General features: G+C 39.2%; 14 protein-coding genes. 11 read left to right on the top strand and 3 right to left on the bottom strand.

The window, feature by feature from the left end:
- Positions 1-36 precede the first annotated feature (36 nt).
- Genes OA57_RS01330 through prmA form a run of 3 tightly spaced genes read left to right on the top strand, consistent with a single transcriptional unit; the run spans position 37 to position 2,619 of the window.
- Positions 37-300, top strand: a complete 264-nt coding sequence (locus OA57_RS01330; protein WP_034612427.1) for a YhdT family protein — start codon at positions 37-39, stop codon at positions 298-300.
- A complete protein-coding gene (gene panF, locus OA57_RS01325; RefSeq protein WP_034612425.1) occupies positions 297-1,757 on the top strand; it encodes a sodium/pantothenate symporter in 1,461 nt (486 codons plus the stop codon). Before OA57_RS01330 ends, panF begins: the two co-directional genes overlap by 4 nt.
- Positions 1,738-2,619 (top strand): 50S ribosomal protein L11 methyltransferase, encoded by an 882-nt coding sequence (gene prmA, locus OA57_RS01320; protein WP_034612421.1) that lies wholly within the window; start codon positions 1,738-1,740, stop codon positions 2,617-2,619. The genes panF and prmA overlap by 20 nt, the downstream gene beginning before the upstream one ends.
- Before the next feature lie 116 nt (positions 2,620-2,735).
- Here prmA and OA57_RS01315 read toward each other — a convergent pair whose 3' ends face one another.
- The 3 genes from OA57_RS01315 to yihU are packed head-to-tail and all read right to left on the bottom strand — an operon-like array spanning position 2,736 to position 6,615.
- Positions 2,736-4,751 carry an alpha-glucosidase gene (locus OA57_RS01315; protein ID WP_034612418.1) on the bottom strand — a complete coding sequence of 672 codons (2,016 nt, stop codon included), beginning with the start codon at positions 4,749-4,751 and terminating at the stop codon, positions 2,736-2,738.
- A 53-nt stretch (positions 4,752-4,804) separates the two neighbouring features.
- Complete coding sequence (locus OA57_RS01310) at positions 4,805-5,692, bottom strand: aldolase (protein WP_034612416.1); 888 nt, start codon at positions 5,690-5,692, stop codon at positions 4,805-4,807.
- A gap of 35 nt (positions 5,693-5,727) precedes the next feature.
- The gene (yihU, locus tag OA57_RS01305) at positions 5,728-6,615 is read right to left on the bottom strand and encodes a sulfolactaldehyde 3-reductase (RefSeq protein ID WP_034612414.1); all 888 of its coding nucleotides are present in this window, start codon (positions 6,613-6,615) and stop codon (positions 5,728-5,730) included.
- A 149-nt stretch (positions 6,616-6,764) separates the two neighbouring features.
- On the opposite strand from yihU, the gene OA57_RS01300 reads away from it, so the two are divergent.
- The 8 genes from OA57_RS01300 (at position 6,765) to OA57_RS01265 (ending at position 15,036) form a co-directional block, all read left to right on the top strand.
- On the top strand, positions 6,765-7,667 hold the full coding sequence (locus OA57_RS01300) for a PfkB family carbohydrate kinase (protein WP_034612412.1): 903 nt from the start codon (positions 6,765-6,767) through the stop codon (positions 7,665-7,667).
- Positions 7,668-7,714: 47 nt separating this feature from the next.
- Positions 7,715-8,494, top strand: coding sequence for a DeoR/GlpR family DNA-binding transcription regulator (locus OA57_RS01295; protein ID WP_034612389.1), 780 nt, complete (start codon positions 7,715-7,717; stop codon positions 8,492-8,494).
- A gap of 364 nt (positions 8,495-8,858) precedes the next feature.
- Positions 8,859-10,100 (top strand): AGE family epimerase/isomerase, encoded by a 1,242-nt coding sequence (locus OA57_RS01290; protein WP_034612385.1) that lies wholly within the window; start codon positions 8,859-8,861, stop codon positions 10,098-10,100.
- Positions 10,101-10,169: 69 nt separating this feature from the next.
- Positions 10,170-10,706, top strand: a complete 537-nt coding sequence (locus OA57_RS01285) for a TRAP transporter small permease (RefSeq protein WP_200883580.1) — start codon at positions 10,170-10,172, stop codon at positions 10,704-10,706.
- Between the two features lie 3 nt (positions 10,707-10,709).
- Complete coding sequence (locus tag OA57_RS01280) at positions 10,710-11,999, top strand: TRAP transporter large permease (protein ID WP_034612382.1); 1,290 nt, start codon at positions 10,710-10,712, stop codon at positions 11,997-11,999.
- Between the two features lie 39 nt (positions 12,000-12,038).
- Positions 12,039-13,088, top strand: coding sequence for a TRAP transporter substrate-binding protein (locus OA57_RS01275; RefSeq protein ID WP_034612379.1), 1,050 nt, complete (start codon positions 12,039-12,041; stop codon positions 13,086-13,088).
- A 126-nt stretch (positions 13,089-13,214) separates the two neighbouring features.
- Positions 13,215-14,276, top strand: coding sequence for an aldose epimerase family protein (locus OA57_RS01270; RefSeq protein WP_034612376.1), 1,062 nt, complete (start codon positions 13,215-13,217; stop codon positions 14,274-14,276).
- Between the two features lie 31 nt (positions 14,277-14,307).
- Positions 14,308-15,036: a sulfite exporter TauE/SafE family protein gene (locus tag OA57_RS01265; RefSeq protein WP_034612374.1), complete on the top strand. Its 729-nt coding sequence runs from the start codon at positions 14,308-14,310 to the stop codon at positions 15,034-15,036.
- Positions 15,037-15,106: the final 70 nt, after the last annotated feature.

Raw genomic sequence — 15,106 nt, 5'->3', positions numbered from 1 at the left:
AACAGCATGCTTTTCCGGTTGGATATGAGGGCTAATATGAAGTTGCAGCAAAAGTATCGACAAGCAAGTAAAGAAGCACGTTGGGCGTTGGGATTGACCCTGTTATATGTCGTCGGCTGGTGTTTGTGCGCTTATTTGCCGGGCGGCACTTTGGGGCCAATCGGGTTTCCGTTATGGTTTGAGTTGGCCTGTATTTATCTGCCGATTCTGTTTATCGTTGTGGCGTATTGGATCGTCAAAATCATTTATCAAGATATCGATTTGGAACATAAGGCGGAAGACGACGGAGGCAAACAATGAACCTCGGTATTGTGTTACCCCTGATTTTGTATCTGGCATTTGTCTTCGGTGCTGCGATTTATGCCTATATTAAACGCAGTAAAGGTGATTTTTTGACCGAATATTATGTCGGCAACCGTTCCATGACAGGTTGGGTGTTGGCGATGACAACCGCATCGACCTATGCCAGTGCCAGCTCGTTTATCGGCGGACCGGGCGCCGCTTATAAATTTGGGCTGGGTTGGGTATTGTTGGCAATGGTTCAAGTTCCCGCTGTCTGGCTGGCATTAGGGGCATTGGGGAAAAAATTCGCCTTACTGTCGCGCGAAAGTAACGCGCTCACTATCAATGATTTATTGCTGCACCGCTATAAAAATAAATACTTGGTCTGGATAGCCTGTATTGCTCTGCTGGTCGCTTTTTTTGCCGCGATGACCGTACAGTTTATCGGCGGCGCCAGATTACTGGAAACCACGATCGGCATCAGCTATACCCAGGCGCTGCTGATTTTTGCGCTGACCGTCGGGATTTATACCTTTATCGGCGGCTTTCGGGCGGTGGTGTTGACCGACACTATTCAGGGAACCGTGATGATTTTCGGGACATTGATTCTACTGGTGGCGGTAATTTATGCCGCCGGCGGTGTCGAAAGTGCGGTCGCCGCATTGGCGGCACGGGATCCGCAATTGATCAGCCCTTACGGGCCTAACGAGATGCTGGATTTCCAGTTTATGGCGTCATTCTGGATTCTGGTTTGCTTCGGTGTGGTCGGGCTGCCGCATACGGCGGTGCGCTGTATGGCGTTTAAAGACAGTAAAGCGTTGCACGGCGGCATGTTAATCGGTACCGGCGTGCTGAGTATCATCATGTTGGGTATGCACTTATCGGGCGCTCTGGGGCGTGCGATTTTACCGGATTTAACCATTCCGGATCAGGTGATCCCGACCTTAATGTTGCAGGTATTGCCGCCGATTGTCGCCGGAATCTTTCTGGCAGCACCGATGTCGGCGATTATGTCTACCATTGATGCCCAGTTGATTCAGTCGTCGGCAATCTTCGTCAAAGATATTTATTTGGCGGCCAAACCGGAAAAAGCCAATGATCAAAAGAAAATCGGTATTTTTTCTTCGATGGCAACCCTGATTCTGACCGCACTTTTGGTATTGGCGGCACTTAACCCGCCGGATATGATTATCTGGTTGAACCTGTTTGCTTTTGGCGGGCTGGAAGCGGCATTTTTATGGGTCATAGTCTTGGGATTATATTGGGAAAAAGCCAATGCCTACGGTGCTATTGCCTCGATGGTAATCGGGCTGGCAAGCTATGTCGGCTTAACGGTGGCCTCCGTCAAATTATTCGACTTTCATGCCATCGTGCCGTCACTGGTGTTTGGATTGGCAGCCTTCTTGATTGCCAATAAGCTCGGTGAAAAACAACTTAATAACACGGAAAAAAATTATGCCTTGGGTACAAATTAGACTTAACAGTAACGATAAACATGCGGAAAATATCGGCGAAGTACTGGAACAACTCGGATCTGTCTCAGTGACTTTCGTTGACAGTCAGGATACGCCGGTATTCGAACCGTTGCCAGGCGAAACCCGCCTGTGGGGCAATACTGACGTGATTGCGTTGTTTGATGCGGAAACCGATATGCAGCACATTGTCGCTGAATTAACGGCACAGCATATTTTAAGTTGTGATGTCAGCTATAAAATTGAACAGATTGAGGACAAAGACTGGGAACGGGAATGGATGGAAAATTTCCATCCGATGCAATTCGGCAAACGGTTATGGATTTGTCCGAGCTGGCGGCCGGTGCCGGATGAAAGTGCGGTTAATGTGATGTTGGATCCGGGCTTAGCGTTCGGCACCGGCACACATCCGACAACCGCACTTTGTCTGAAATGGCTGGACGGGTTGGATTTAGCGGGTAAAACCGTGATTGATTTCGGTTGCGGATCGGGCATTTTGGCGATTGCAGCGCTGAAATTGGGCGCTAAACAGGCGATCGGGATTGATATTGATCCGCAGGCTATTCTCGCCAGCCGCGACAACGCCGAACGTAACGGCGTTGCAGAACGCTTGCAGCTGTTTTTAGCCAAAGATCAACCGCAGGATTTGCAAGCCGATGTGGTGGTCGCCAATATTCTCGCCGGCCCGTTAAAAGAACTGGCGGCACCGATTATCGCCTTGTTAAAACCGAATGCCGATTTGGGTTTATCGGGGATTCTGGCAAACCAGGCCTCCTCGGTTTGCGAAGCCTATCAAAGCAAAGTGCGGTTGGAACCAATAACCGAACAGGATGAGTGGTGTCGAATAACCGGCGTTCGATTTTAGCGGTAATGTTTTGTTAGCGCATGGTAGATAAAAACAGAATAAAAAGATCTGTTTTTATCTACTATATGTGTTTTGCTGTTTGTATAAATTCAGCAATATACCGGTGAAAGATAATGCTATTGAATGTTGGTTATACCATCAAAGAGTTCCGCCCATTGGCTGTTTTTTCTATAAAATAGCGGCGGTTTGCCTATTGGCGCAGGTACAATGATAGCCTGTCCTCCTTGAATTTCTTTTTTATCCCAGATATAAATCCAGGTTTCGTCCGCAGGCAGGTATACTTTCCATTCTTGTACAGCTTGCTGGTGTACCGGCGCAACGAGCAATTCTGAACCATAAAGATATTGATCTTGAATATCATATGTATTGAAATCATTTTCAAAGTGCAGGAATAAGGCTCTTTGTATCGGATAGCCTTTCGTATGGGCTTCATTTGAAAGATATTTTAAATATGGGGTCAGATGTTTATAGATTTTAACCATTCTTGCCAAGTGGGTAATCGTGGTTGCATCATGATCAAATTGGAAGTTTTCATCAGGGCGATTACATTCGTGGGTTCTCATCATTGGGGTAAAGGCTGCCATATCTACCCAGCGTTCAAAGACTTCTTTTGTGCGCCGATTTCCAAAAAGGCTGGTATAGCCGCCTATATCGCTATGATGGTAGGCATTACCTAATAGGCCGGAGGAAAGTGCGCCGCAGATAACGGTATTGAGTCCATCATGACGGGAAAAATCAACGCATTGATCGCCCGCCCAGAGCATTGGACAATATTTTTGTGTACCCGTGAATCCGGATCTCATGAAAAACATGATCTCGCCGGTTAGCCCTCTTTCAGCAATGGCTTCGGCGTTGACGCTTGCCCAAAGTGGCGGCCAAGCATTGTGCATTATGGTTGAACTCATTCCGTTAGCCAAAAATAGGTCTTCAGTTGGTAAGTATTCTCCAAAATCAGCCATCCAGCCCGATATCCCTAAATCAAGCATATTTTTGTGGATAATTTCTTTTTTGAACCATTCTTTTGTTGCTTGATTAGTAAAATCCAATACACCGCAATTAAATTCGCCGAAATCGATTAAAGCAACGTCTTTTTTACTGTTTAACGCAAATAATGATTTTGCTTTTGCAATGGTGAATAATTCACCGTCTTCACAGAGATACGGGCTGATATAAGCAAGGAAACGGATATTGTTTTCTTTTAATAATTTTATTTTTTGGTCTAAATTAGGGTAGCGTTTTTTGCTCCATTTCCAATCCCAAAATAATCTTTTTCCAAAAGAGGTTTCCCGTATTCCGGCCCAATCTTCACACCATAGTCCGGCAACCGGAACGCCACTGTTTACCGTGTGCTCTAATCTTGAAAAGGAATTTTCTTCCCCGCCTTTTAATCCTAAAATAATGCCATTATAAATCCATTCGGGTAATTTAGGTTGACGGCCAAAACGCAAACTGAGCCTTTCGATGAGAGATAAGAAAGTAGGGGCAATAAAAAATTCAATTGATTCAGGAATTTCCCAAATTTGTAATTCATGATAAGTGGCGTTTCTGAAATCAAAATCAGCATAAGCGCTACTATTCACATGACAGGCATAATGCCGAGAAGACACGAAAGTGGGTTGTGGGTAATTCGAATTGTAATAGTCTCCGCCTGCTTTGTTATATTTATCAGACAAGAACGTCATTTCCGTTGTTTTATCTCTGCCGACGCCCGGCTCTGAAGTCCACAATGGGAAGTGTTTGCCGCGTAAATTAAAATAAGACATTTGTTCGCCGCATCCCCATACTTTCTCAACCTCAATAGCATTGATCCGAATCCAGAAGCGGTTTAATTCCGATTTGTTGTTTTTAATGGATAATGTTAGATGATGATCATTTGATAAGCTAAACATCAACGTCAATAGTGGGGGCGTATCTTGTCGGTATGAAAGGGTGATGTGATCATCCGATAATTGATAATGAGTTAAGGGAATCCGTTCAATTAAGTGATCTTGTATATCAAAATTTCCGCGATAAGCTACTATATTTTCACGGCCTATCCCTACAAAGAATGCTGGATTTTCACGGGTATGGCTGAGTAATATTTGCGCATCTTGAATTAGTTGGAATCCATTGTCGATTTGTTTGAGCTTCATGATTACCCTCATTTATTTGGCGGAAATTTATGGCTAAGTTGAAAAATATCGTTTCAATTATTTCTTGTCGTCATGATTTCATCAACAATAGTAGCTAAATATTGCATCCTAGGTGCAGAAATATCGCGCAGCATTAATTCTGTATCAGGTAAGCCTATCGTTGATGCCCAAATGGCTCGGCCGGCAAGAAAACCAGAAGCGCCGGCCTGCATTGCAATTCTGACAGAGCGGCAGAATAGATTCTCATGAATGCCTGAAGATAAAATCACCCAAGGAATATTAATGTTATCATTCAGTTTTTTTGCCGCATCGAATAGTACTTTTGAATCGCCTTTGCCAAATAACGGCATCTCGCCCTTATATAAATCTGAGCCTAAATCACCTAATTCTTTTGCCGCATTCAAAATACATTGTTCGCGATCGAATTTATCGCCGATTCTAGGCGGTCTGACTACCGGTTCAATAATACTGAGTAGCCCGGCTGAGTGACATTTTTGATTAAATTCTTTTACCATGTCGATTCGTTGTTGGGCATCTTCATCTTGACGCCAAAGAATCAGAAGTTTTAATGCTTTGCCGCCATTTTTTCTGACTTCTTTGGCACTGATATCAGGATCAATGCATACACTGTCAACAGGTATTCCATTTCCCGGAATAAACTGATCTCCGGCTACAATCAGTGCTGAATTTTCGGCAATCGCTTTTTGTCTAACAATTTCTGTGTAGCAAAATTGATTGTCGACTAATACTGCCGAAGCATATGGTGAAATGATTTTAGCGGCATTGACTTTAAAGTCGGTTAAGATACTGTCAGCGATCGGACATTTCATGCCGGCGGCAGTAAACATATTTCTCATCGCTTCACGTTGATCAACTGCCAACATTGCAAAACCGCCGGATGGTCTTGCAATATCCCTTAGTGTATAAATATTATTTGTCATTTTGGTTTCTCCTAGAGGATTATATTGGATAGTGGTTAATTATTTTTTAATCCGGAATTCATTCGAGCTTGTTCTAATATAGCGGTCCAGTCTTGTTTTCCTCTTCCCATCGCTCTTGCTTGGCTGTACATTTCTCTGGCTGCCGCGCCCATCAATAAAGGAACGTGGAGCTGGTTAGCGACATCGGTTGCTATACCCAGATCTTTGTGAGCTAGATCAATCATAAAAGCAGGAGTTAAATCATTTTTTAAGACTTTATTGGTCCAAGTTGTTGTAAAATGGCTTTTAATTGCCGGAGTACCTTTCATCACATTTATTGCCACATCTAAAGGAAGCCCCAGAGCTTCACAAAGCGTTGCCGCTTCTGCTGATAGTGCATTAAGAGCAATACTCATAAAATTATTGATTAATTTAACCCTAATTCCTTGTCCGGGACCTCCGGCATTTATTATTTCTGATCCCATACAGCGTAGTATTGGTGATGCACGCTTGATTTGTTCGGACGTTCCTCCGGCTAAAATGAGCAGTGTTCCGACGACGGCATTATCTGAAGTTCGTCCAACCGGTGCATCCATAAATTCTATATTCTGCATCGTTAATTTATTACGCAAATTATCGCTTTCAAGAGGATGAATAGTTGACATATCGATTATTAGGCCGTCTTTTCTGATTGTATGAATCACTCCATTTTGCCCAAAAATGACTTCTTCAACTAATTTGCCGTTAGGCAGCATAGTAATAATGAACTCACAGTCTTTTACAGCATCTTTAGGTGAGGTTGAACTTTTAGCGCCTAAAGCTTGCACTTCGGCTATTGCGGTTTTATTGACATCGTAAACGGTTAATGAATGTCCTTTTTTGATTAGATTAGAAGCCATTGGTTTACCCATTTGCCCAAGACCGATGAAAGCTATAGTAGACATTTAAACTCCTTTATATTCGTTTATTTTCGTTTATTATCATATTTGTAATTTTTAATTAAGTAAAGTGATGCGGATCACTTTTTTAAAAATTATAATTCAGTACAATTTGGTCGGTACATTGGCGCAAATCGGTAATATTAGGAGGAGTAATGGTAAAAGTGGCATGTCTTGGCATTGCGGTACAGGATAGAATTTATTATTTGGACAAAATGCCGCAAGCGGGTGGCGGAAAATTTGTCGCTCATCACTATAAAGAAGTCGGCGGGGGGCCGGCAGCGACAGCCGCAGTAGCTATAGCAAAACTTGGTGTCGAAGTCGATTTTATAGGTCGTTTAGGGGATGATGATATAGGCTCTGCTATTATTTCGGAGTTGAGCCGTTATCGGGTAAACCCAAGTAAAATCAAAGTATACAGAGAGGCTAAATCATCACAGTCATCTATTTTCGTTGACAATAGCGGGGAAAGAGTGATTGTAAATTACCCTAGTCCTGATTTATCAGAACATCCAGATTGGCTTGAAGAGATTGATTTTCGCCAATATGATGTTGTTCTCTGTGATGTACGTTGGCACCTTGGTGCGGAATACTGTTTGCAGAAAGCAAAAAAGCTTGGGATTCCTACGGTTCTTGATGCGGATATCACTCCGCAAAATATAGAGCCTTTGGTCAAATTAGCGGATCACGTAATATTTTCTGCGCCGGGATTGGAGAAAATGACTAATGAAAAAGACCTAAATAAGGCCTTGATGCTTGCAAAGAAAATTTGTGGCGGTACAGTGTATGTTACAAAAGGCAGCGAGGGATGTGATTGGATTGTAAGTGATATCCCGTCCAGCTATAAAGGCTTTGAAGTTAACGTCGTTGATACAACCGGCGCCGGGGATGTTTTTCATGGTGCTTTTGCTTATGCAATTGCCAATAAATACGCTATAAAGAGAGCCGTGGTATTTGCGAATGCGGTTGCGGCGCTAAAATGTACGGCTGAGGGAGGACGTGACGGTATTCCTAGCCTGCAAGAGGTTGAAAATTTTATGCTATACGCTAATGGATAAGTTATAATTTAAGAACGACGATAAGTATTACAAGCTAAGGAAATATTTTGGACTATACTGCAATCACCGGAAACCCAAGACATGATAGATTAATTTCTTTGGTCATGGATAACGGCTATATTAGTAATGAAGAATTGGCTAATCTTTTAAATGTTACAACACAAACTATTCGTAGAGATATCAGAGTATTAAGTCAAATGAAACTGATTTCTCGACACCATGGCGGAGCAGGGCGGGTTTCCAGTATAAGTAATACCGAATTTTCTGTGCGGGAGACATCGCACATTAAAGAGAAAGAAGCGATTGCAAAGAAGATTGCTGATTATATTCCTGATGGATCTACACTATTTATTACGATTGGAACGACTGTTGAATTTATAGCAAAAGCGTTAGAAATAAGGAAAAATCTAAGAATCATAACTAATAGTTTGCGTGTCGCAAATGTATTATATCAGAATCAGAATTTTGAGGTTATTACGGTTGGGGGGGTTCTTCGAGCGCATAACAGCGGGATAATCGGCCCTAATGTTGTCTCTTCAATTAATAGTTTCCGAGCCGATTATTTGATCACGAGTTTAGGGGCTGTTGCTGAGGATGGAACCTTACTGGATTTTGATATTAATGAAGTTGCTGTCGTAAAATCTATGCTTGAGAACTCAAAAAAACTGATTTTAGCTTTAGATCATTCTAAATTTCATACTTCGGCAGCTGTTGAAATTAGCCATTTGAATCAAGTTGATCTCCTTTTTACGGATAAAAAGCCCCCGACATATATTATGGATCTTTTAAAGATGAATAAGGTTGAACTATATCTAACTGATAAATAATATATTTTTTATATAAAAATTTTTACTTTTTCTACTCTGTTATTATTTGCGGTGGGATTTCATTTAAAAATGATATCTGACTTTTAAGCTTTTTGCACGGTATTCTTCTATCTTAATATTTTTTCGGATAAAGAATTTTCCTTAAAATCATTCAAAATCAATTGAATAAATGTTTATTTTCTTATAAATGTGATCATAAAAAAGCATTCGCCGCAAAACAAACACCACCCAAATTATCCATAAAAATTTGACCTCTCTCACAAAATTTGTCATTTTTTGTTGTTTTTATTTTCGTTTTTGTCATTATTGATTCGAATTAGATCGGGAAATATTGTTTTCCATTGTTATAAGGGGTAACAGTTGTATGAGATGGATTAATACTAAAGCGCATAACTCTTGGTTGGAAACGGAAGCGGATCGAATTTTTGAGTTTGGAAGAAGAGCGGTTATACCGACGGGATTTGGTTGGTTAAGTAATACGGGAAAAATCAGAGAAGAAATGGGGACACAATTATGGATCACGGCAAGGATGCTACATGTTTACTCTTTGGCGGCATTAATGGGAAGACCTGGAGCCTATGAACTTGTTGAGCATGGCATTAATGCATTAGCAGGCCCTTTGAAAGATAAAATTTATGGGGGATGGTATGCAACGGTTAGTGATTCCGCTGTGATAGATGCATCTAAGCAAGGGTACCAACACTGTTTTGTATTATTAGGGGCGGCAAGTGCGGTCATGACCGGACACCCTAAGGCAAAAACACTTTTGGCTGAAGCCATTGATATTATAGAAAAATATTTTTGGAATGAAGAAGAGCAGATGTGTCTTGAGTCATGGGACGAGCAATTTACCAAAACGGAAGAATATCGTGGCGGTAATGCAAATATGCATGCGGTAGAAGCTTTTTTGATTGTTTATGATGTAACAAAAGATAAAAAATGGTTAGACAGGGCATTGCGTATTACTTCAGTGATTATTCATCATTTTGCTAAAAACAATCATTATCGGGTTAATGAACATTTTGATTCTAACTGGCAACCTATAATTGATTATAACAAAGAGCAACCGGCAAGTCATTTTCGCGCTTATGGCGGTACTCCGGGGCATTGGATAGAGTGGGGGCGTCTAATTTTGCATCTTCGTGAAACGTTAATTTCTATAGGTGCAGAGGCGCCGGAATGGCTGTTGGAGGATGCTGAAAAGTTATTTGCTGCAGGTATTCGAGATGCTTGGTCCGTAGATGGTGCGCCCGGCTTTGTTTATTCGGTTGATTGGGATGGAAAACCCGTTGTCAGAGAGAGAATACGTTGGGTTGTCGTTGAAGCGATAGGAACTGCTTATGCATTATATGCAGTTACCAGTGATAAGCAATATGAGGAATATTATCAGCGTTTTTGGGATTATTGCCGTACATATCTGATGGACTATGAGGGATGTTCTTGGTGGCAGGAATTAGATGCTAATAATGAAGTATCAAATAAAGTATGGGATGGAAAGCAGGATATTTATCATTTAATGCATTGTCTAATTATTCCAAGATTACCTTTAACACCTGGCTTGGCGCCGGCTTTAGCGCAAGGATTACTCGATCATAATATGAAATAGCAATTAGATAGATTTCTATTTGCTACATGATTTAAGTAATTAATAGTCGGCTAGATAGAGGGATTTATCATGATTTTGAAGGATATCGAATTATTTTTGTCAAAAATTAATACGCCTATTGCAAGGTTTGGAAAATTGGCTGCTGGGCTATTATTAATCATCATGACGATAATTGTTCTATTTCAAGTTGTCTTTAGATATATATTTAATAATCCTATAGGATGGAGCGATGAGTTGTCATGTTATTTAATGATATATATGACCTACTTATGTATGCCGTTTATCTATCTAAAAGATAAAAATATTGCAATGACATTCTTATTGGAAAAAACAAAGGAAAATAAATTATATCATATTCTTATGATTTTTATACACATCGTTGCATTGGCAACTATATTGGTTTGGATCTATTTTGGATGGAATTTCTTTTTAAGAGGCAATGTAATGGCAAATAGTTTGCCGTTTAAAATGTATTATGTGTATATCGCTCCGCCATTATTATTTTCAATTACTATTTTTGCTGTGTTGCAGAAAATTATCAGTGCTTTCAATAACTGTATGAATTTTAATAGTTCTAAGAGTTATAATGAAAATGAAGGAGTTTAGAATATGGTCTCACCTATTTTTGTTATTTATTTTCTCATTCTATTATTAATTGGCGTTCCTGTTCTATTTGCGTTAGGACTGTCTCCGGCAATAGCGCTATTTCAAGATGATAAAGTTTTATTTATTAACATGCTTTATCAAAGACTTTACTCCGGATTAGACAGCTTTTTATTACTGGCGTTACCGTTTTTTATGCTAGCCGGTGAGTTTATGGTAAGTGGTGGTATAACAACCCGTATCATTACGTTTTCTCAAACAATGGTACGGCATATGCGTGGTGGTTTGGGGCATGTTGTTATTTTGGCATCCACTCTTTTCGGTGCATTGACAGGATCTGCGGTAGCCGCAACATCAGCTATTGGCAATATGCTGATACCTGAAATGGTACGTTACAAATACGATCGTACCTATGCAGCGGCACTCACTGCTGCCGCAACAGTTTTGGGTACTATTATTCCGCCAAGTGGAATTATGCTGATTTATGCATTTGTGATGAATACTTCGGTCGCTGCGATGTTTATGGGTGGGGTTGTTCCAGGTATTATCCTGTGTATCGGATTGATGGTTGTTAATAAAATTCAAATGAAGAAATATCCGGAGGTTGAGCAATTTTCTCGGGCATCTAGATCAGAACGTATCGCTGGATTTAAATTAGCTATTCTACCGTTATTTACTCCAATTATTATATTGGGCGGGATTTATGGTGGTATCTTCACCCCAACAGAAGCGGCAGCAGTTGCAGTATTTTATGCATTGGTTTTATCTGTATGGATAATGAAGAATTTAAAATTTCGTGAAGTTTTCCCGATGTGTGCAAGAGTAGGGATTAATGCCGCTGCGATACTTATTATTGTAGCTGCTGCAAGTGGTTTCGCTTCTGCAATAAGTTTATCCGGTGTTGCTAAAGAGATAACGTCTTTCTTATATTCAATCACGGATAATAAATATATATTAATTTTCATCATTAATATTTTCTTATTTATTGTCGGAATGTTTCTTGATGCTGGTCCTGCTATTTTAATTTTCGCCCCAATTTTAGCGCCGATTATGATTAATGTTGGTATTGATCCGGTTCATTTTGGTGTAGTAATGGTTTCCAATTTATCGATTGGTCTGGCAACTCCGCCGATGGGTTTGGTTCTTTTTGTCGCATCCGGTGTTTCAGGCGTTCCGCTACAAAAAATTTCAAAAGCAATCCTACCGTTTTTATTTGTAGAGTTCTTGATTATATTTCTAATTTCTTTTTTTCCGATATTGGTAACCGGATTACCTAAGATATTAAATTTAATGTGATGTTTTTATTAAACTTATTTTATATAAAAGGAGATTTCTATGAACCTTAAAACAAAATTATCAATTTCTCTATTGGCATTGTCGGTATCGGCTATGGTTCAAGCGGCTTCGTATAAAATTACAGTGCCGATTGTTACTAATCCGGACAGCTATAATTATCAATCACTTTTGGTTTTTAAAAATATAGCAGAATCTTATTCTAATGGTGAAATTTCAGTGGATATTTATCCAAGCGGCCAATTATGTGGCAACGCAAAGGAGTGTCTTGCCGGCGTACAATCAGGTATGTTTGATTATTTTCAAACTACGGTTCCTGAATTAGCTTATTATTGGAAGCCTATGGAAGGATTTGATTTACCTTATTTATTGCCTAATGATAGAGTCGCTGAATGTGTATATGATGATAAGGATTTTATGCATGATGTTAGAGATAATGTGTTGAAGCAAACCAATGGATTGAGATTAATGATGATCTCTAATTCCGGTGGGTGGAGAAACGTTGCCACAACCAAAAAAAAGGTTCATAACCCTGAAGATATAAAAGGATTGAAACTAAGAACAGTACCGGCCGCTATCCAGCAAAAATTGGTTACTGCCTTGGGTGGATCTCCAACCCCTATTGCTTGGCCTGAGGTTTATACCGCACTTTCAACTGGAATGGTTGATGGCACTAAAAATGGTATCGTGGATATTGTTCAAATGAAATTTCATGAAAGTTTGAAGTATATCATTTTGGATGGCCATGCATATATGGGAGGTGCATGGATTATGAATAATGATAAATTTAACTCATTACCTGATAATTTGAAAAAAGTGATTATTGATGCCGTTACAGCACAAAATCAATATCTTCGTGCTTATCCAAAATGGAAAGAATATGAGGCGTATGAAGAATTCAAGAAATCAGGTGGGAAAATTTATAATCCAACTGATAAAGAAAAAGAAGCATTTAAACTAATGTCAGTTTCTGTGATGGATAATTATATTAAAGATAGTGATGATGAGAGTAAAAGATGGTTGACAAGATTTGAAGAGATAATCCAGTCTTGTGAGGCTAAAATTATAGAGCAAGATAAAGCAGCATTATAGTTATTGAGATGTATTTCATATAATAAGAAGTATGATGTCAAAATCAAAAGATTATAATTTAATGTGATACTTCTTTTATTGAAGTCTATATTTAGTAGTGGAATATAGCGTTGATAATGAGGGTGTATGAAATTCCAGATTGATAAATTTGGTCAAGTCAACGATGAAGACGTTGTTTTAATTACTTTAGTTAATAATATCGGTATGAGTATCAGTGTGACTAATTATGGGTGTATTTTGACTGCGCTTAGAGTGTCGGATCGATATGGAAAAATTGATAATGTCGTTTTGGGTTATGATTTAATTGATGAGTATTATAAAGGTCATCCTTTTTTTGGATCTGTCGTTGGTCGATTTGCGAATCGAATTCGAGGTGGTGAATTTGAATTGGATGGAGTGAAACACAAGCTTGAGCAGAATGAAGGAGAACTGGGTAATCATATTCATGGCGGTATAAAAGGATTTGATAAATATATTTGGAAATATTCTATTGAAGAAAGGTTACAGTCGATAATGATTCATTTTCAGCGGTCTTCCCCTGATAGAGAATCAGGCTACCCCGGTAATTTAGATGTCATTCATACTATAGGACTTGATGAAAATAACCAAGTTTATTTTTATTTCAAGGCAAAAACTGATAAGCCAACAATTCTTAATCTAACTAATCATAGCTATTATAATTTATCGGGAATGAATAATGGAAATATTCTACAACATGAACTGAAAGTCTATAGCGACTTTTATCTTCCAACAAATCACCAATCATTGCCAACCGGTGAAATTTTGAGTGTAAAGAAAACCGGTTTTGATTTTAGAGAAATTACTGTCATTGGTGATAATATGCAGAAAATCGAAGATAAAAGTATAGATAATACATTTATTTTAAGAGGTGATCTTGAATATGGAAAATTTAAAAAAGGAATTGAGCTTTACGATCCAAATAGTGGAAGATATATGAAAATGATTACAACACAGCCTGGAGTTCAAATCTATAATGCCTCAAAGCTATCAAATAAGATATGGATTGGATCAAATGGCCGGCGTTATGAATCTTTTATGGGGATCTGTTTTGAAGCTCAACATTTTCCAGATAGCCCGAATCATATACATTTTCCAACTACTCAGTTGAATCCGGGGCAGATTTATGATGAGCGAACAATTCATCAATTTAGTATGGTTGCTGAATGATTAATCAATTTAATAAGACGGAAAATATTTTATGGAACTTGTGGTTATTTCTATAATTATAGCGCTAGGAGGATTCGTACAAGGCCTCACTGGTTTTGGATTAGCGCTGGTTTCGGTTCCACTATTATCTTTATTTATAGATGTGAAAGTGGCTATACCGTTAGCTGGAATTTTTGGGTGGTTTGTCACTTTTCCTATCGTATATAAAATGCGGCGCTATGTTAACTGGAAAACGGCAGTTATTTTATTTATTGGCTCCTTACCGGGATCGTATCTTGGTGCGGATATTCTAAAACATCTGCCGTCAGATATTATTTTGATTACCATGGGCGTCATTTTGGTTCTATCGGGTCTTTACTCCTTTACATCGAAAAATACACTATTTAAATCAGCTTCAAAGCCGATTTCTCTCGGCGTTGGTTTTTTTTCCGGTGCATTAGGTGCAAGTGTCGGTGAACCCGGTCCGCCTGTTATTGCATATACATCAATGTTACCTTGGACAAATCATGAAACAAAATCTACTTTAGTATTTTTCTTTATGCTGCAAATGATAGGAGCTATTGTCGGTTTTTGGTTTAAAGATCTCTTGACAGGTGGTGTATTAAAGTATGTTGGCCAAGCTATTCCTGCATTCTTAATTGGTGTGTCTTTGGGGATGCTATCCTATAATTTACTGAATAAATATCAATTGAATTACCATAAAATTATCTATACGCTCTTAATTTTTTTAGGGACAATTTTAATTGTAAAAAATATTTAACTGATAGAATCGGTTAATTTATTAGATAATTTTTTTATCCGATTTACGGTAAGTTTAAGGATAGCCTGCA

The organism is Chelonobacter oris (genome assembly GCF_000772535.1).
Lineage (GTDB): Bacteria > Pseudomonadota > Gammaproteobacteria > Enterobacterales > Pasteurellaceae > Chelonobacter > Chelonobacter oris.
The sequence above is the reverse complement of the archived record's forward strand: the minus strand, read 5'-3'. Positions and strand labels throughout refer to the sequence as shown.